Annotated in this window: 20 protein-coding genes; 16 read left to right on the top strand and 4 right to left on the bottom strand. The window is 69.8% G+C overall.

Features of this window, described 5'->3' with window-relative positions:
• Nucleotides 1-2 precede the first annotated feature (2 nt).
• The 6 genes from ruvB to tolB all read left to right on the top strand — a co-directional run bounded on the left by ruvB (nucleotide 3) and on the right by tolB (nucleotide 5,268).
• Nucleotides 3-1,043: a Holliday junction branch migration DNA helicase RuvB gene (gene ruvB / locus H9L41_RS22835; RefSeq protein ID WP_028447494.1), complete on the top strand. Its 1,041-nt coding sequence runs from the start codon at nucleotides 3-5 to the stop codon at nucleotides 1,041-1,043.
• 109 nt (nucleotides 1,044-1,152) lie between these two features.
• Nucleotides 1,153-1,839, top strand: coding sequence for a protein TolQ (tolQ, locus tag H9L41_RS22830; protein WP_084300527.1), 687 nt, complete (start codon nucleotides 1,153-1,155; stop codon nucleotides 1,837-1,839).
• Nucleotides 1,836-2,720 (top strand): TraB/GumN family protein, encoded by an 885-nt coding sequence (locus tag H9L41_RS22825; protein ID WP_028447496.1) that lies wholly within the window; start codon nucleotides 1,836-1,838, stop codon nucleotides 2,718-2,720. The genes tolQ and H9L41_RS22825 overlap by 4 nt, the downstream gene beginning before the upstream one ends.
• Before the next feature lie 10 nt (nucleotides 2,721-2,730).
• Nucleotides 2,731-3,138 carry a protein TolR gene (gene tolR / locus H9L41_RS22820; protein ID WP_028447497.1) on the top strand — a complete coding sequence of 136 codons (408 nt, stop codon included), beginning with the start codon at nucleotides 2,731-2,733 and terminating at the stop codon, nucleotides 3,136-3,138.
• The gene (locus H9L41_RS22815) at nucleotides 3,138-3,971 is read left to right on the top strand and encodes an energy transducer TonB (RefSeq protein ID WP_051319299.1); all 834 of its coding nucleotides are present in this window, start codon (nucleotides 3,138-3,140) and stop codon (nucleotides 3,969-3,971) included. Before tolR ends, H9L41_RS22815 begins: the two co-directional genes overlap by 1 nt.
• The gene (gene tolB / locus H9L41_RS22810) at nucleotides 3,961-5,268 is read left to right on the top strand and encodes a Tol-Pal system beta propeller repeat protein TolB (protein WP_034607754.1); all 1,308 of its coding nucleotides are present in this window, start codon (nucleotides 3,961-3,963) and stop codon (nucleotides 5,266-5,268) included. Before H9L41_RS22815 ends, tolB begins: the two co-directional genes overlap by 11 nt.
• Here tolB and H9L41_RS25330 read toward each other — a convergent pair.
• Entirely contained in the window at nucleotides 5,243-5,560 is a 318-nt protein-coding gene (locus H9L41_RS25330) for a hypothetical protein (RefSeq protein ID WP_265583886.1), read from the bottom strand. The genes tolB and H9L41_RS25330 overlap by 26 nt on opposite strands.
• On the opposite strand from H9L41_RS25330, the gene pal reads away from it, so the two are divergent.
• The gene (gene pal, locus H9L41_RS22805; RefSeq protein ID WP_308419674.1) at nucleotides 5,480-5,818 is read left to right on the top strand and encodes a peptidoglycan-associated lipoprotein Pal; all 339 of its coding nucleotides are present in this window, start codon (nucleotides 5,480-5,482) and stop codon (nucleotides 5,816-5,818) included. The genes H9L41_RS25330 and pal overlap by 81 nt on opposite strands.
• Nucleotides 5,819-5,933: 115 nt before the next feature.
• A complete protein-coding gene (ybgF, locus tag H9L41_RS22800) occupies nucleotides 5,934-6,692 on the top strand; it encodes a tol-pal system protein YbgF (protein ID WP_028447499.1) in 759 nt (252 codons plus the stop codon).
• Nucleotides 6,693-7,090: 398 nt separating this feature from the next.
• Here the strand turns inward: ybgF and thiE are convergent, their stop codons facing one another.
• Nucleotides 7,091-7,717 carry a thiamine phosphate synthase gene (gene thiE / locus H9L41_RS22795; protein ID WP_028447500.1) on the bottom strand — a complete coding sequence of 209 codons (627 nt, stop codon included), beginning with the start codon at nucleotides 7,715-7,717 and terminating at the stop codon, nucleotides 7,091-7,093.
• Nucleotides 7,714-8,562 carry a bifunctional hydroxymethylpyrimidine kinase/phosphomethylpyrimidine kinase gene (gene thiD / locus H9L41_RS22790; RefSeq protein ID WP_028447501.1) on the bottom strand — a complete coding sequence of 283 codons (849 nt, stop codon included), beginning with the start codon at nucleotides 8,560-8,562 and terminating at the stop codon, nucleotides 7,714-7,716. The genes thiE and thiD overlap by 4 nt, the downstream gene beginning before the upstream one ends.
• A 75-nt stretch (nucleotides 8,563-8,637) precedes the next feature.
• Between thiD and H9L41_RS22785 the strand changes: the two genes are divergently transcribed.
• From H9L41_RS22785 to hemL, 6 genes are all read left to right on the top strand, one after another.
• The gene (locus tag H9L41_RS22785) at nucleotides 8,638-8,802 is read left to right on the top strand and encodes a rubredoxin (protein WP_028447502.1); all 165 of its coding nucleotides are present in this window, start codon (nucleotides 8,638-8,640) and stop codon (nucleotides 8,800-8,802) included.
• Between the two features lie 61 nt (nucleotides 8,803-8,863).
• Nucleotides 8,864-9,724 (top strand): J domain-containing protein, encoded by an 861-nt coding sequence (locus H9L41_RS22780; protein ID WP_028447503.1) that lies wholly within the window; start codon nucleotides 8,864-8,866, stop codon nucleotides 9,722-9,724.
• A gap of 61 nt (nucleotides 9,725-9,785) precedes the next feature.
• Nucleotides 9,786-10,613 (top strand): M48 family metallopeptidase, encoded by an 828-nt coding sequence (locus H9L41_RS22775; RefSeq protein WP_028447504.1) that lies wholly within the window; start codon nucleotides 9,786-9,788, stop codon nucleotides 10,611-10,613.
• A gap of 2 nt (nucleotides 10,614-10,615) precedes the next feature.
• Nucleotides 10,616-11,026: a CopD family protein gene (locus H9L41_RS22770; protein ID WP_028447505.1), complete on the top strand. Its 411-nt coding sequence runs from the start codon at nucleotides 10,616-10,618 to the stop codon at nucleotides 11,024-11,026.
• A gap of 58 nt (nucleotides 11,027-11,084) precedes the next feature.
• Nucleotides 11,085-11,555 carry a CYTH domain-containing protein gene (locus tag H9L41_RS22765; RefSeq protein WP_028447506.1) on the top strand — a complete coding sequence of 157 codons (471 nt, stop codon included), beginning with the start codon at nucleotides 11,085-11,087 and terminating at the stop codon, nucleotides 11,553-11,555.
• 97 nt (nucleotides 11,556-11,652) lie between these two features.
• Nucleotides 11,653-12,933, top strand: a complete 1,281-nt coding sequence (gene hemL / locus H9L41_RS22760; protein ID WP_028447507.1) for a glutamate-1-semialdehyde 2,1-aminomutase — start codon at nucleotides 11,653-11,655, stop codon at nucleotides 12,931-12,933.
• A 170-nt stretch (nucleotides 12,934-13,103) separates the two neighbouring features.
• Here hemL and H9L41_RS22755 read toward each other — a convergent pair whose 3' ends face one another.
• Entirely contained in the window at nucleotides 13,104-13,385 is a 282-nt protein-coding gene (locus tag H9L41_RS22755) for an accessory factor UbiK family protein (protein WP_028447508.1), read from the bottom strand.
• Nucleotides 13,386-13,623: 238 nt separating this feature from the next.
• Here H9L41_RS22755 and glnK point away from each other — a divergent pair, with 238 nt between their 5' ends.
• On the top strand, nucleotides 13,624-13,962 hold the full coding sequence (gene glnK, locus H9L41_RS22750; RefSeq protein ID WP_028447509.1) for a P-II family nitrogen regulator: 339 nt from the start codon (nucleotides 13,624-13,626) through the stop codon (nucleotides 13,960-13,962).
• A 22-nt stretch (nucleotides 13,963-13,984) separates the two neighbouring features.
• Complete coding sequence (locus tag H9L41_RS22745; protein ID WP_028447510.1) at nucleotides 13,985-15,550, top strand: ammonium transporter; 1,566 nt, start codon at nucleotides 13,985-13,987, stop codon at nucleotides 15,548-15,550.
• Nucleotides 15,551-15,588: the final 38 nt, after the last annotated feature.

The following is a 15,588-nucleotide window of genomic DNA, read 5'->3' as shown; positions in this document are numbered from 1 at the left end:
CGATGATCCAGTCCGACAATCTCAGCAGCGCGCCCGAGCGCATCGTCACGCCCGCCCGCCAGTCGAGCCAGGAAGAGGCGCTCGAACGCGCGCTGCGGCCCAAGCTGCTCGACGAATACGTCGGCCAGGAAAAGGCGCGCGGCCAGCTCGAGATCTTCATCGAGGCCACCAAGAAGCGCGGCGAGGCGCTCGACCACGTGCTGCTGTTCGGCCCGCCCGGCCTCGGCAAGACCACGCTGGCCAACATCATCGCGCGCGAACTCGGCGTCAACCTGCGGCAGACCTCGGGCCCGGTGCTCGAACGCGCCGGCGACCTCGCCGCCATGCTGACCAATCTCGAACCGCACGACGTGCTGTTCATCGACGAGATCCACCGCCTGTCGCCGGTGGTCGAGGAAATCCTCTACCCGGCGCTGGAGGACTTCCAGCTCGACATCATGATCGGCGAAGGCCCGGCGGCGCGCTCGGTCAAGCTCGACCTGCCGCCGTTCACCCTGGTCGGCGCCACCACCCGCGCCGGCATGCTGACCAACCCGTTGCGCGACCGCTTCGGCATCGTCGCCCGGCTCGAGTTCTATACCGCCGCCGAGCTGACCCGCATCGTGACGCGCTCGGCCGCGCTGCTCGAGGTCGACATCGACGCCGAGGGCGCCTTCGAGGTGGCCCGCCGCTCGCGCGGCACGCCGCGGATCGCCAACCGGCTGCTGCGCCGGGTGCGCGACTTCGCCGAGGTGAAGGCCGACGGCCGCGTCACCCGCGCGGCGGCCGACGCCGCGCTGGCGATGCTCGACGTCGACCACGCCGGGCTCGACGTGATGGACCGCAAGCTCTTGTCGGCGGTGATCGAGAAGTTCGGCGGCGGCCCGGTCGGGCTCGACAACGTGGCGGCCGCCATCGGCGAATCGCCCGACACCATCGAGGACGTGCTGGAACCCTACCTGATCCAGCAGGGTCTGCTGCAACGCACCCCGCGCGGCCGCATGGCCACGCTCTTGGCCTACCAGCACTTCGGGCTCGAGCCGCACGAGCCGCCCGGCCATTGAGCCGGCGGCCTCGACCGTTCAGCAAGCGATCAGCTTCGCCATCCGATAATCCCCGGCTCTACGCGAGCCGGACCGCGACAACGACAGTAAGACCAGAGGAAATCCCGCCTTGGAAGCCACGCTGACCACCGACGACCTGTCCATCTTCAGCCTGATCCTGAACGCCAGCGTGGTGGTGCAGATCGTGATGGCCATCCTGCTGTTCCTGTCGATGATGTCCTGGTGGCACATCTTCTCGAAGTGGTTCGGCCTGCGTTACGCGCGCAGCAAGACCGACGCCTTCGAATCGGCGTTCTGGAGCGGTTCCGACCTCAACGCGCTGTACCAGCAGCTGAGCCGCGAAGGCCACAGCGTGGGCATGGAGAAGATCTTCGAGGCCGGCTTCGCCGAATTCCTCAAGCTGCGCCGCCAGGCCGGCATGGACCTCGGCCACCTGATGGAAGGCACCCGCCGCGCCATGAAGGCCGCCTTCACCCGCGAGGTCGACCGGCTCGACGCGCATACCAACTTCCTCGCCTCGGTCGGCTCGGTATCGCCCTACGTCGGCCTGTTCGGCACGGTGTGGGGGATCATGAACGCCTTCCGCAGCCTCGGTAACGTCGGCCAGGCCACGCTGTCGCACGTCGCCCCCGGCATCGCCGAGGCGCTGGTGGCGACCGCCATCGGCCTGTTCGCGGCGATCCCGGCGGTGCTGGCCTACAACCGCTTCTCGCACGACGTCGACAAGCTGGCCAACCGCTTCGAGAGCTTCATCGAAGAGTTCTGCAACATCCTGCAGCGCCAGGCCACCAAGTGATCCGCCGCCTCGTCCGCCTGTTCGCGCCGCTGTGCCTGTCGCTGCTGGCCGGCTCGGCGCTGGCCGCGTCGACGGGACTGTTCCTGTGGGAAGCCGAGCGCGGCGGCCAGAAGGTCGCGCTGCTGGGCTCGATCCATCTGGGCCGGGCCGAGTTCTACCCGCTGCCGGCGCCGATCGAGGCCGCCTACCGGCGGGCCGGCACCATCGCGGTCGAGGCCGACATCGGCGATCCGGCCGCGCTGGTGCCGCTGCTGCCGATGCTGATGCTGCCGGCCGGCGAGACGCTGGAGACGCGGCTGGCCGCGCCGCAGCGCCGCCGGCTCGACGCCGCGCTGGCCCGTACCGGCCTCGCCGCCCCGGCCGCGCTGCGCATGAAGCCGTGGTTCCTGGCCATGACGCTGAGCGCGATGGAGATGCAGAAGCTCGGCTTCGACCCGCAGTACGGCATCGACCTGCACTACCTCGGCCGCGCCCGCAAGGACGGCAAGCAGGTGGTCGAGCTCGAATCGGTGCGCAGCCAGTTCGAACTGCTGGACGGGCTCGGCGCCGAGGAGCAGCTGGCCTTCCTCGACACCACCGCCGATTCGATCGCGAACGGGCAGATGCGGTCCGAACTCGACGCGATGGTGGCGGCCTGGCAGAGCGGCGATGCCGCCACGCTGCGCCGCCAGGTCGACGACGGCCTGGGCGACGGGCCGGCGATGCGCCGCGTCGCCGTCGCGCTGTTCGACGCGCGCAACCGCGCCATGGCCGAGCGCATCGCCGCGCTGGCCGGCCCGGTGCCGCCGCTGGTGATCGTCGGCGCCGGCCACCTGGCCGGGCCGGGCAGCATCGTCGAATTGTTGAAGTCGCGCGGCTTCCGCGTGACGCAGAAGAGATAAGGAGCCTTCCATGGCACGCCGCCTCCGCCGCGCCAAGGCCGAGATCAACGTGGTCCCCTACATCGACGTGATGCTGGTGCTGCTGGTCATCTTCATGGTGGCCGCGCCGATGATGCAGCCCGGGGTGGTCAACCTGCCGGCGGTCGACCGCGCCGACCGCGCGCTCGACGTGAAGCCCTTGCGCGTCGAGATCGACAAGAACGAGGCGCTGACCCTGGTCGACGGCGGCAAGAGCCAGAAGCCGGCCGACAGCGCCGAGCTGCTGGCCATGGTGAAGAGCCTGTCGCTGACGCAGGAGCGCCCGGTGGTGATCGCCGCCGACAAGGAAGTGCGCTACGACGCGGTGATCAAGGTCATGAACGTGCTGAAGAAGAACGGCGTGCAGCGCGTCGGCCTGGCGGTGCAGCCGGAGAAGTAATGCAGGCGACGGCCCTCCGCGAGGAGCATCGCGGACTCTCCCTCTTCCTGGCGCTGGGCATGCACCTGCTGATCGGCGTGCTGCTGTATTTCGGCGTGCAGTGGCAGACCAGGCCGGCCGCGCCGGTCGAGGTCGAGCTGTGGGCCGGCGCGCTGGAGCCGGCGCCCGCGCCGGAGCCGGAGGCGGTCAAGCCGCCGCCTCCGCGCGAACCCGAGGTCGAGCCGGAGCCGGAGCTCGCGCCGCCGCAGCTCGAGCCCGAGATCGAGGAAGAACGGCCCAAGCCGGTCAAGCCCGAGAAGCCCAAGCCGACGCCGAAGCCCGAACCCAAGCCGACGCCCAGGCCGGAGCCGCCCAAGAAGGTCGAGCCGACCAGGAAGCCCGAGCCCAAGCCGACGCCGGTCAAGCAGCCGGCCAAGGCCGAGGTCGGCCAGGGCAAGCAGGCCAGCGACAAGGCCGGCAAGCTCGAACGGCCGCCGCTGGACGCCAGCGCCTCGCTCGCCGCGCTGGCCGCGCGCCAGCAGGCGGCCGAGGCAGCCGCCAACGCCAAGGCGTTCGAAGCCTATCTGGGCCTGGTCCGGAACAAAATCCGCCGCAACATGACCTATCCGGATGACGGGGCCGACAACCCGAGCGTGCAGATCCGCGTGACCCTGCTGCCGGACATGTCGATCCTGCGGGCGGAAGTGGTCAGACCGAGCGCCAATGCGGCGTTCGACCAGGCGGTCGAGAAGGCGGTGATGCGGACCGGGCAATACCCGCCGCTGCCGCCGGGCGTGGACTTCGGTTCGATTCGACAAAACACCTTCACCTACAGACTCCGCGATGCGAATTGATCTCTCCCGGGCGCTGTTCGCCCTTCTCTCCCTGACGCTGCTGGCGGGCTTCGCGCGCGCCGACGTCACCTTCGAAATCACCGGCGTCGGTGCGCGCCAGTTCCCGATCGCGGTCAGCGCCTTCACCGGCGAGAGCGGGCTCAAGGAGCCGCTGACCGAGGTGATCCGCGCCGACCTCGAGCGCAGCGGCCGCTTCAAGCTGGTCGACAGCGGCAGCGCGCCGGTGGCCGAGAACGCCATGGGCGAGCTGGCCAACTGGAAATCGCGCGGCGCCGACAGCCTGGCGACCGGCAGCGTGCGGATCGAGGCCGACGGCTCGGCCGCCATCCGGCTGCGGCTCTACGACGCGGTGAACAGCCGCCAGCTGGTCGGCGTCGAGGTCCGCTCGCGCGCCAGCGACCTGCGCCGCACCGCCCACCAGCTGGCCGACCTGATCTACGAGACGCTGACCGGCGACCGCGGCGTGTTCGCCACCCGCATCGCCTTCGTGCTCAAGCAGGGCGCGCGCTACAGCCTGCAGGTGGCCGACGCCGACGGCCACAACCCGCAGACCGTGATGGCCTCGAACGAGCCGATCCTGTCGCCGACCTGGTCGGCCGACGGCGGCCGGCTCGCCTACGTGAGCTTCGAGCGCAAGAAGCCGATCGTGTTCGTGCAGGATCTCTACGCCGGCTCGCGCAAGCCGGTGGCCGCCTTCAAGGGCAGCAACAGCGCGCCGGCCTTCTCGCCCGACGGCCGGACGCTGGCGGTGACGCTGACGCTCGACGGCATCTCGCAGCTCTACCGCGTGCCGGCCGGCGGCGGCGAGGCGCAGCGGCTGATGCGCACGCCGGCCATCGACACCGAGGCGAGCTTCTCGCCCGACGGCAGCCAGATCGCCTTCACCTCCGACCGCGGCGGCAGCCCGCAGATCTACCTGGTCGGCGCCGGCGGCGGCGAGGCGCAGCGCGTCAGCTTCGAGGGCAACTACAACGTTTCGCCGCAGTTCTCGCCGGACGGCAAGACCCTCGCCTTCGTGCGGCGCGAGAACGGCCGCTTCGTGGTCGCCACACTCGACCTGGCGTCGCGCCAGACGCTGACGCTGACCAACGGCACCTACGACGAATCGCCGAGCTTCGCCCCCAACGGCAAGCTCATCCTTTACGCCACCGAAACCGGTGGACGCGGCACGCTGGCCACCGTCTCGATCGACGGCCAGGTCAAGCAGCGCCTCTCGGTGGACGGCAATGCACGCGAGCCGGCCTGGGGACCGTTCCCTGCGCAACTCGCGGTCACTCGTCTATCCTCCAATCCATGATCGTTTGAACCCAGGAGCCTAAAATGAAAAAAGCCCTCGTCAGCCTGACCCTGCTCGGCCTGCTCTCCGCCTGCGCCAGCTCGCCCAAGAACGCCGAGACGACCGCCCGGTCGCGCCGGCCCAGCCCAGCGTCGACAACACCCGCGGCACCACCGCCCCGGCGACCCCGCAGCAGCCGGCCCGCCTCGATCCGCTCAAGGATCCGGCCAACATCCTGTCCAAGCGCGGCGTCTACTTCGACTACGACAAGTACGACATCCGCGGCGACCAGCAGGCGCTGGTCGAGGCCCACGGCCGCTACCTGGCCGCCAACCCGTCGCGCTCGGTCCGCCTCGAGGGCAACGCCGACGAGCGCGGCAGCCGCGAATACAACCTGGCCCTGGGCCAGAAGCGCGCCGAAGCCGTGCGCCGCGCCTTCTCGCTGCTCGGCGCCAAGGACAGCCAGGTCGAAGCCGTGAGCAACGGCGAAGAGAAGCCGCGCGCCACCGGCCGCGACGAGGAAAGCTACGCCGAGAACCGTCGCGCCGACGTGATCTACAACGGCGAATAAGCCGGCGCTGCCCGCGCGAGCGGGCCGTGTGGCTTACCATATGCCCCGTGCCCGCCACGGGGCATTTCACATCCGGCCTTCGCCGGGGCTCCTATCGCCATCAGAGGATCGCACCATGCCGAACCGGCTCCTTCCCCTTGCCTTGGCCGCCTTGGTCCTGCCCGCCCACGCCGGCCTGTTCGACGACGACGAGGCGCGCAAGCAGATCGCCGAGATCCGGCAGAACCACGAACAGCGGCTGGTCGACCAGAACAGCCGGCTCGAGCAGCTCGACAACCGCACCGGCCAGAAGCTGGTCGAGATTTCGGGCCAGATCGGCGAACTGACCCAGCAGATCGCCCAGTTGCGCGGCCAGCTCGAGGTCGCCGCCTTCAATCTGCAGAACCTGCAGAAGCGCCAGCAGGATCTCTACGTCGACCTCGACACCCGCCTGCGCGCGGTCGAGGAAGGCAAGCCGCGCGGCCAGACGCCGACCGCCCAGGCTCAGGCCGCCCAGCTCGAAGCCGAAGCCGCCACCGCCTACGAGGGCGCCTACAACCTCTACCGCGAGGGCAAGCTCAAGGGCGCGATCGATGCGCTGAGCGCGATCGGCACGCGCTACGCCGGCACCCAGGCGGCGCCCAACGCGCTGTTCTGGCTCGGCATGGCGCAGGCCCAGGCCGGCGACGCCAAGGCTGCACCGCTGTCCTGGCGCAAGCTGGTCGACGAATACCCGGACCACGCCAAGTCGCCCGACGCGCTGCGCGCGATCGCCAGCCTGCAACTGGAGAAGGGCGACAAGAAGGGCGCGGCCAAGACGCTGCGCGAAGTGGTATCGGCCTACCCGGGTTCCGACGCGGCCAAGGAAGCGGAGAAGCAGCTGAAGAAGCTCTGATCCGTTCGCCGCGGCCCGAATGGGCGGCGAGGATCAGCCACGAAGAACGGCACGGTGCGAACCGTGCCGTTTTCCTATGCGCCGGAGCGATCGCGCCAGGAGGCGATCGCCTTGCAGGAGCGGCTTCAGCCGCGAATGGCAGGGGAGGACGTGCCGATGAGCGGCCGCCATTCGCGGCTGAAGCTGCTCCTGCCCCTGTGTTCGGAGTTCTCGTCAGATCCGGAACGTCGCTCGACGGCTGCCGGGCGCTCGCCGCGACGCCATCCGATTGCACGCCGTGCGGCCGGGAAAGGCCTGGTGCGTCCCCGTAGGCCGGGCTTCATGCCCGACCGCAGTCGTCGGCCGGTGCTGCCGGGCATGAAGCCCGACCTGCGAACCCAGCGCCGATCAGGGGAGGCTCAGCCGGCGAACAGGTCGGTCAGTCGACGCGCCATCGCGGCCACGTCTCCTGCGCCGAACAGCGCGCCGATCACCGCCACGCTGTGCACGCCGGCCTCGACCAGCGGCGCGGCGTTGCCGGCGTCGATGCCGCCGATCGCCACCACCGGCACCGGCAGCGTGGCCGCCGCCTGGCGGTACAGCGCCAGCGGCGCGTGCACGGCCGCCGGCTTGGTGGACGAGGGGTAGGCCGCGCCGAAGGCGACGTAGTCGGCGCCGGCCGCCACCGCCGTTTCGGCCAGTGCGAAACGGTCGTAGCACGAGGCGCCGAGCAGCCGGTCCGGGCCGAGCGCGGCGCGCGCGGCGGCCAGCTCGCCGTCGTCGCCGCCGAGATGGACGCCGTCGGCGTCGAGCGCCAGCGCGAGGTCGAGATGGTCGTTGACGATCAGCGGCACGCCGGCCGGCCGGCACAGCCGCAGCAGCGCCGCGGCCTGCTCCTGCCGCAGCGCGGCATCAGCCAGCTTGTTGCGGTACTGCAGTACCGCCGCACCGCCTGCCAGCGCGGCCGTCACCGTCGCCAGCAGCCGGTCGGTGTCGGGCTGGTCCGGCGTGATGGCGTACAGCCCGCGCGGCAGTCGCGCGCTCACGCCGGCTCGCCCTCGCCCTCGTCCTTGCTGTCCTCGCCGCTGCCGCGAGCCCAGAACATGCGGTCGGGGATCATCTGGCCCATGCCGGGCCGGTAGGCGTTCTTCAGCGCGTGGTAGGTGAATTCCTGCGCCTCGCGCGCCGCCTGCGACATCTCCATGCCGTTGGCGAGGAAAGCGGCCAGCGCCGAGGCCAGCGTGCAGCCCGAGCCGTGGTAGCTGTGCGGCAGCCGCTCCCAGCTGTCGGCGCGGACGCGGCCGGAGCGGTTGTACAGCACGTTGTTCACCGTCGGCGTGTTCTCGTGGGTGCCGGTCACCAGCACGAATTCGGGGCCGAACTGGCGGATGCGCAGCGCGGCCTCGTCGGGCGTCAGGCCTTCCTGCTCGTCCGCGTCGTCGCTGGCCAGGCGGCGCGCCTCGAGGCTGTTCGGCGTCAGCACCGTGGTATGCGGCAGCAGCAGCTCGCGCATGGCGGCGATCAGCTCTTCCGAGGCGAATTCGTCGCCGCCGCCGGTGGCGAACACCGGATCGAGGATCAGCGGGATGTCGGGATAGTCGGCCGCGATCTCGGCCACCACCGTCAGGTTTTCCACGCTGCCCAGCACGCCGACCTTGATCGCGGCGACCGGCATGTCCTCGAGCAGCAGCCGCGCCTGGTCGCTCACCCAGTCGGCCTCGACCACCTGGAAGTCCTCCATGCCGGCGGTGTCCTGCACGGTGACCGCGGTGACCACCGGCAGCGGATGGCAGCCGAGCGCGGACAGCGTGAGGATGTCGGCGGCGAGGCCGGCGCCGGCGGACGGATCGTTGCCGGCGAATACGAGGACGATGGGTGGGGTCTGGGTCATTGGAAGGGGAGGTGGCGGGAAGGGGAATGCGTTAGAATTTTAGCCCAATCGTTTCCCCAAGCCCCGACACCGATCATGAAAAAATACATGTGCCTCATCTGCGGATACATCTACGACGAAGCCGCCGGCCGCCCCGAAGACGGCATCGCGCCCGGCACTCGCTGGGACGACGTGCCGATGAACTGGACCTGCCCGGACTGCGGCGCCCGCAAGGAAGACTTCGAAATGGTCGAGATCTGACCGATCCGGCCACCTGCATCGCCCCCGCCCCTTCCGCCTGAACCCGACCCGCCCCGACGCCATGACCCGTCCCTCCGGCAAGACACTCTACGCCCTGCTCGGTGTCGCGCCCGACGCCAGCCAGACCCAGCTCGACGCAGCCTACAAGGCGCTGTCCGCGCAGTTGTCGAACATGACCGACGAGCGCGCCGCGCGCGATCGCCAGCAGCAGCTCGACGAGGCCTACCAGCAGTTGTCCAACCCGCTGCGGCGTTCGGTCTACGACGCCAGCCTGCAGGCCGGCCAGGCGCGCCTGGTCGAACTCGCCGCCACCGGCGGCGGGGCGCGCGGCCGCGAGTCGCACGACGGCGGCGGCCATTCGCGCATGCTGCTGATCGGCCTGGGCGTGCTGACGGTCTTCGTTGTCGCCTACGTCTACTTCAACTGGCGCCAGGCCCGCATGATGGATTCCTACCGCGAGGTGGCCGAAGCGGCCCAGCGCCGCGCGATCGAGGCGCAGGGCGAGGTGGAGGAGCGCGCCGCCGCCTACGAGCGCGCCGCGGCCGAGGGCGAAAGCGGCGGCCTGGACGTCGACCTGGACGCCAAGGCGCGGCAGGCGAAGTACGAGGCCGAGCGCGCGGCCGAGCGGCGCGAGCGCGAGAACCGGGAATGGAACGACAAGATCGCCTACGAGCAGCGCCAGGCGCAGAGCCAGGCCGAGCGCGAGGAGCGCGACAAGGAACGGGCGCGCCAGCGCGCCGCCGAAGATGCGAACCGGCAGCAGGAGCAGGAGCGCCGCAACGCCACCGAACGGGTCGAGCGCGAGCGGCGCGAGCTGATGGAGAAGCTGCTGCGCGAGAAGCGCTTCGGCGAGGCGCGCGAACTGGTGAAGAACGAATACGAACTCGAGCGGATCAAAAACGCCGAGCGCTATGCCCGCTGAACGCGGCCGGGGCCGGCGCGCCGCCGCTGCAACCGACGCGGGCCGCGAGGAAGGATCGAACATGGCCGGGCCGTTACGCCTGATCGCCGCGCTGGCGGCCGCCTGCACGCTGGCCGCCTGCCAGCAGGTGCAGACCACCGAGGGCGGCGCCATCGGCGTCGAGCGCAAGCAGTCGATGCTGGTGCTGCTGTCGCCGGCCCAGGTCGACCAGATGGCCGCCCAGGGCTACAACGCCTCGCTGGCCGAGGCCAAGGGGAAGGGCAAGCTCAACCGCGACGCCCAGGCGACCGCGCGGGTGCGCGCGGTGTCGCAGCGGCTGATCCCGCAGGTGGCGGTGTTCCGCAAGGACGCGCTGGGCTGGAAGTGGGAGGTCAACGTCGAGGACAGCCCCGAGCTCAACGCCTACTGCGCGCCGGGCGGCAAGATCATGTTCTACACCGGCATCATCGATAAGCTGAAGCTCAGCGACGACGAGATCGCCGCCATCATGGGCCACGAGATGGCCCACGCGCTGCGCGAGCACGGCCGGGAGCGGATGAGCAAGGTCTACGCCCAGCAGATGGGCGCCCAGCTGGTGTCCGCCTTCACCCGCGGCCGCTACGACCAGTACCTGAGCCTGGGCCTCGACGGCTTCAACCTGGCGCTGAACCTGCCCAACAGCCGCGACAACGAATCCGAGGCCGACGCCATGGGCATCGAGCTGGCCGCGCGCGGCGGCTACGACCCGCGCGCCGCGATCAGCCTGTGGCAGAAGATGAGCGCGGCGAGCCAGGGCCAGCCGCCGCAGTTCCTGTCCACCCATCCGTCCAACCAGACCCGCATCACCGACCTGCAGGCCAATATGCCCAAGGTGCTGCCGCTGTACGACGCCGCCCGGGGGAAACGCTGAGCATGCTGTGGGTCAAGGCGTTCCATCTCATCTTCGTCATCAGCTGGATGGCCGGGCTGTTCTACCTGCCGCGGCTGTACGTCAACCTGGCCATGGTCGACGACGCCGCCACCCGCGAGCGCCTGCTGCTGATGGCGCGCAAGCTGCTGCGCTTCACCACTGGCCTGGGGCACCTCGCGATCGGCTTCGGCCTGTGGCTGTGGCTCGGCTGGGGCTTCGGCGGCGGCTGGCTGCACGCCAAGCTGGCGCTGGTGCTGGGCCTGGTCGCCTTCCACGTGATGTGCGGCCGCCTGCTGCGCGACTTCGCTGCCGGCCGCAACGCGCGCAGCCATGTCTGGTACCGCTGGTTCAACGAGATCCCGGCGCTGCTGATGTTCGCCATCGTCATCCTGGTGGTGGTCAAGCCGTTCTGATCCCCGGCGCCCAGGCGCCTCATCCGCCGCGCCGAGCGGCACAGCGAAGGCCATCCGCATGGCAAAAGAAATCGAACGCCGTTTTCACCTCAAGGACGACAGCTGGCGCGGCCTGACCGAGGGCGAGTGGCTGAAGCAGGGTTACCTGTCGGTCGAGCGCGAGCGCACCGTGCGCGTGCGCATCAAGGGCGAGCAGGCCTGGCTGACGCTCAAGTCCAATATCAGCAACGTGTCGCGCCACGAGTTCGAATACCCGATCCCGCTGGCCGATGCCGAGACCATCCTGGCCGCCATGTGCCCGCTGCTGGTCGAGAAGAAGCGCTACCGCATCCTCCACGGCGGCCACCTGTGGGAGGTCGACGAATTCTTCGGCCTGAACGAGGGCCTGACGCTGGCCGAGGTCGAACTGGCCGGCGAGGACGAGGCCTATGCGCGGCCCGACTGGCTCGGCGACGAGGTGACCGAAGACCCGCGCTACACCAACGCCTACCTGAGCAAGCACCCCTGGCCGAGCTGGGGCCGCGATTGAGATGGCCGACGCGCCCCTGATCGCCCGCATCCCGGCCCACGAACGCACCGCCGCCGGCACCCATCGCGGCCGGCGGCCCCATCCCGCAGGAAAGACCATGAGCAAGAACGAACAGCTGTTCCAGCGCGCCCAGCGCCATATCCCCGGTGGGGTCAATTCGCCGGTGCGCGCCTTCGGCGCGGTCGGCGGCACGCCGCGCTTCTTCGCGCGCGGCCACGGCGCCTATGTCTGGGATGCCGACGACAAGCGCTACATCGACTACGTCGGTTCCTGGGGCCCGCTGATCCTCGGCCATACCCACCCGGCGGTGGTCGAGGCGGTGCAGCGCGCCACGGCCGAGGGCATGAGCTTCGGCGCGCCGACCGAGCGCGAGATCGACCTGGCGGACCTGCTGTGCGAGCTGCTGCCCTCGCTCGAACAGGTGCGGCTGGTGTCGAGCGGCACCGAGGCCACCATGAGCGCGATCCGGCTGGCGCGCGGCTTCACCGGCCGCGACAAGCTGATCAAGTTCGAAGGCTGCTACCACGGCCATTCCGACAGCCTGCTGGTCAAGGCCGGCTCGGGCCTCCTGACCTTCGGCAACCCGTCCAGCGCCGGCGTGCCGGCCTCGGTGGCCGAGCACACCCTCGTGCTGTCTTACAACGACGTGGCCCAGCTCGAGCAGGTGTTCGCCGCCCAGGGCGACCAGATCGCCGCCATCATCGTCGAGCCGTTCTGCGGCAACATGAACCTGGTGCGGCCGACGGCCGAGTTCGTTGCCGCCATGCGTGCGCTGACCGAGAAGCACGGCGCGCTGCTGATCTACGACGAGGTGATGACCGGCTTCCGCGTCGGCCTCGGCTGCGCCCAAGGCCTGCACGGCGTGAAGCCGGACCTGACCACGCTCGGCAAGGTGGTCGGCGGCGGCATGCCGCTGGCGGCTTTCGGCGGCCGCGCCGACGTGATGGCCAAGATCGCGCCGCTGGGCCCGGTCTACCAGGCCGGCACGCTGAGCGGCAACCCGGTGGCGGTGGCTGCCGGCCTCGCCACGCTCGGGCTGATCCGCCAGCCCGGCTTCTTCGACGCGCTCGGCGCGCGCACCCGCCGGCTGGCCGACGGCCTGCAGGCGGCCGGTCGCGCCGCCGGCCAGACCTTCTCGGCCGACGCGGTCGGCGGCATGTTCGGCGTCTATTTCACCGCCGAGCCGCCGCGCAGCTACGCCGAGGTGATGGGCAGCGACAAGCCGCGCTTCAACGCCTTCTTCCACGGCCTGCTCGGCGAGGGCGTTTACCTCGCGCCGGCGCTGTACGAGGCCGGCTTCGTCTCGGCCGCGCACAGCGAGGCCGATATCGACGAGACGCTCGCTGCGGCGGCGCGAGTGTTCGCCAAGTTGGGCTGAGCCGTCGAGCCCAAACAAAAAAGCCGCCCTCGGGCGGCTTTTTTGTTTGGTGTGCCGTTGCAGGAGCGGCTTCCGCCGCGAATTGCTTCAGGTCTGCGCTGAACCCGTTCGCGGCGGAAGCCGCTCTTGCATGAGGCGGCTTCCGCCGACGTGACCAGACGGCGGAAGGATCAGAAATCGTCCTGCGGATTGTCCACTTCGCCGGCCGGCGCGGCCGCCGAGTGATGCGCCTCCAGCGCGGCGATGCGCGCCTCGAGCTTGGCCAGCGTCTCGCGCGTCTTGGCCAGCACCGCCTGTTGGACTTCGAATTCTTCGCGGGTGACCAGGTCCAGCTTGGCGAAGCCGGCAGTCAGCACGGCACGGACGTTCTTCTCGATGTCGCGGGCCGGGCCGGTGGAGAGGACCTCGGACAGTTTGCCGCTCACTTCGTCGAACAGCTTCTGGGCAAGCATGGTGTGCTCCTGAAAATTGGAAGAATCGGCTGCAAGTCTAGCAAATCCCGCCGTCGGACCGGGCGGCGCACCATCGTCTTGCACTGCCCAAGATGGTGCACCAACAGGGTGCGAGGCGTGCGGGAATTCCCTCGGCATTCAGGCCATGTATTTGATCTGAAAGGAAATATAAACATGGCACGGGGCGTGCTAACCGGATTCCACCGAGTTCCCGGTTTTCAACTTCCAAGGAGCGAAGATGAAGTTCGTTAGCGCCATCATCAAGCCGTTCAAGCTTGACGAGGTGCGGGAAGCCCTCTCCGCCATCGGCGTGCAGGGCGTCACCGTCACCGAGGTCAAGGGTTTCGGCCGTCAGAAGGGCCACACCGAGCTGTACCGCGGTGCGGAATACGTGGTCGATTTCCTGCCCAAGGTCAAGCTCGAGATCGCCGTCAAGGACGACCTGCTCGAGCAGGTGATCGAAGCCGTCGAGAAGTCGGCCAATACCGGCAAGATCGGCGACGGCAAGATCTTCGTGTTCGATCTCGAACAAGTCATCCGCATCCGCACCGGCGAGACCGGCGCGGACGCGCTCTAAGCCCCGCCCAGGGAGGACAGAGATGAAAAAACTGCTTACCGCATTGGCGCTGATCGGCGCCATGAGCCTCGGCGCAGCCGGCTCGGCCTGGGCGGAAGAGGCCCCGGCGGCCGCGCCCGCCGCCACGGCCGAAGCCGCAGCCCCGGCAGCCGAAGCGCCCGCCGCCCCGGCCGCGCCCGATGCCCCCAAGCCGGCCGAGGCCGCCGCGGCACCCGCCGCCGAAGCCGCACCGGCCGCTGCCGCTCCGGCGGCCGCCGCGCCCGCGCCGGTCGTCAACAAGGGCGACAACGCCTGGATCTTCGTCGCCACCGCCTTCGTGATCCTGATGTCGATCCCCGGCCTCGCGCTGTTCTACGGCGGCCTGGTGCGCGGCAAGAACATGCTCAGCGTGCTGATGCAGGTGTTCGTGGTGTTCTCGCTGATCAGCGTGCTGTGGGTGGTCTACGGCTACAGCGTGGCCTTCACCGACGGCGGCGGTCTCAACGCCGTGGCGGGTGGCTTCAGCAAGCTGTTCCTCAAGGGCGTGACGCCCGACTCGGTGGCCGCCACCTGGTCCAAGGGCGTGGTGATCTCCGAGCTGATCTACGTGGTGTTCCAGGGCGCTTTCGCGGCCATCACCTGCGGCCTGATCGTCGGTGCCTTCGCCGAGCGCGCCAAGTTCGCCGCGGTGCTGGCCTTCGTGGTGATCTGGTTCAGCTTCAGCTACCTGCCGATGGCGCACATGGTGTGGTACTGGGCCGGTCCGGACGTCTACACCGACGCCAAGGCGGCCGAGGCGGCCACCGCAGCGGCCGGCTGGTTGTTCGCCAAGGGCGCGCTGGACTTCGCCGGCGGCACCGTGGTGCACATCAACGCCGCCGTCGCCGGCCTGGTCGGCGCCTACTTCGTCGGCAAGCGCGTGGGCTACGGCCGCGAAGCGATGACGCCGCACAACCTGACCCTGACCATGGTCGGCGCCTCGCTGCTGTGGTTCGGCTGGTTCGGCTTCAATGCCGGCTCGGCGCTCGAAGCCAACGGCATCGCCGCGCTGGCCTTCATCAACACCTGGGTCGCCACCGCCCTGGCCGCACTGGCCTGGACCGGCGTGGAATGGATCTGGAAGGGCAAGCCCTCTATGCTGGGCGCAGCCTCCGGCGCGGTGGCCGGCCTGGTCGCCATCACCCCGGCCTGCGGCTTCGTCGGCGTCGGCGGCGCGATGGCCATCGGCCTCCTGGCCGGCGTGGTCTGCCTGTGGGGCGTGCACGGCCTCAAGCGCCTCTTGGGTGCGGACGACGCGCTCGACGTGTTCGGCGTGCACGGCGTCGGCGGCATCCTGGGCGCCATCCTGACCGGCGTGTTCGCCGATCCGGCCCTGGGTGGCACCGGCATCTGGGACTACGTCGCCAACGGCGTGGCACCGGACTACTCGATCGGCACCCAGGTCTGGATCCAGACCCAGGGCGTGCTGACCACGCTGGTGGTGTCGGGCCTGGTGTCGGTGGTGGCCTACAAGCTGGTCGACCTGGTGATCGGCCTGCGCGTACCGGAAGACGAAGAGCGCGAGGGCCTCGACGTCACCTCGCACGGCGAGAAGGCCTACAACCTGTAATACCGCGGTTTTGCCGGGCGGACCGGCGGCGAGCAAGG

It is taken from the genome of Chitinimonas koreensis (assembly GCF_014353015.1).
In the GTDB taxonomy this organism is placed as follows: Bacteria; Pseudomonadota; Gammaproteobacteria; order Burkholderiales; family Chitinimonadaceae; genus Chitinimonas; species Chitinimonas koreensis.
This window is presented reverse-complemented; position numbering and strand designations above follow the sequence as displayed.